This window comes from Kitasatospora sp. NPDC052896, assembly GCF_044547075.1.
In the GTDB taxonomy this organism is placed as follows: domain Bacteria; phylum Actinomycetota; class Actinomycetes; order Streptomycetales; family Streptomycetaceae; genus Kitasatospora.
The window spans coordinates 1-1,481 of record NZ_JBITZU010000077.1 but is presented as its reverse complement, the minus strand read 5'-3'; the positions used below and the strand labels follow the sequence as shown (position 1 = coordinate 1,481).

Here is a 1,481-nt window from a genome sequence, read left to right as displayed (position 1 = left end):
GAAGCCGTAAGGAATCAACCTGTTGCTTCGAGGGCAATGGATCGTTGATCTGGTATGGCGATCACGGAAGAGATGCTGTCCCAACTCGACTGCCGTTTCTCGGTGTTGCTGCCGCATCTGAACGAGCGGCAGCGGCGCTTGGCGGTGGCGGCCGAGGCGAGGCTGCTCGGTCACGGCGGGGTGCGCGCCGCTGCCCAGGCGGCCGGGATGAGCGAGACCACCGTGCGCCGGGGCGTCGCGGAGCTGGAGTCCGGCGCCGGGCCGCTGCCTGACGGGCGGACTCGCGCTGCGGGCGGGGGCCGCAAGCGGGCCGAGGCGATCGCCCCGGGCGTGGTGAATGCGCTGATGGCCCTGGTCGAGCCCGATGAGCGCGGAGACCCGGAATCCCCGCTGCGTTGGACGACGAAGTCGCTGCGGCACCTAGCCGAGGAATTGGGCCGGCAGGGTCATCCGGTCTCCGCGCCGACGGTGGGTCGGCTGCTCAAGCAGGCGGGCTTCAGCCTGCAGGGCAACGCCAAGACCCTCGAAGGCAGCCAGCATCCCGACCGCGATGCCCAGTTCCGTTACCTGAACGAGCAGGTCAAGCATCACCAGGCGGCCGGCGAGCCGGTCATCAGCGTGGACACCAAGAAGCGCGAGCAGATCGGGCGCCTGCCCATGGCCGGACGTGAGTGGCGCCCCAAGGGCGACCCGGTCCAGGTCGAGGACCACCACTTCTTCTTCAGCGGACCGGACGTCGAGCAGGCCATCCCCTACGGCATCTACGACATCGCCCGCAACACCGGCTGGGTCAACGTCGGCGTCGACCACGACACCGCCACCTTCGCCGTCGAGTCGATCCGCCGCTGGTGGAGGACGCGCGGGCAGACCGACTACCCAGCAGCATCCCACCTGCTGATCACGGCGGACGCCGGCGGCTCCAACGGCTACCGCTACCGGGTCTGGAAGAGCGAGCTGGCCGCGCTGGCCGCCGAGACCGGCCTCGCGATCACCGTCTGCCACTTCCCACCAAGCACTTCGAAGTGGAACAAGATCGAGCATCGACTGTTCTCCCACATCACCCACAACTGGCGCGGCAGGCCCCTGACCAGCCACGACGTCGTACTCCAGACGATCGCAGCCACCCGCACCCGCACCGGGCTGACAGTAGAGGCCCACCTCGACACCGGCGACTACCCCACCGGCATCGCGATCAGCAAGGACCGCTTCGCCGCCCTGCCCCTGGTCAAGCACGAGACCCACGGCCAGTGGAACTACACCCTGCTGCCCGAACCCGCTGAGCCGACGGCCGCGCCCGTCAGCCGCGAGGCGCATGGCGTCGCCGACCGGCGCCTCTCTCTCCTCGATCGTCTGGCCGATCCGCGACTGACCGGGCTGAGCACAATGGAACTCGACTACCTATGTGCCGAGTTGGCCCCGCTCCAGGCCGCCCGCGCCCAGGAACGCTACAGCGAACAGCGTGGCGGCCGCGCCCGGCGGGC

General features: G+C 69.4%; 1 protein-coding gene. It reads left to right on the top strand.

The window, feature by feature from the left end; translation table 11 throughout:
• Positions 1-54: 54 nt before the first annotated feature.
• A partial coding sequence (locus ACIGXM_RS37380) for an ISAzo13 family transposase (protein ID WP_396568582.1) occupies positions 55-1,481 on the top strand: 1,427 nt, incomplete at its 3' end.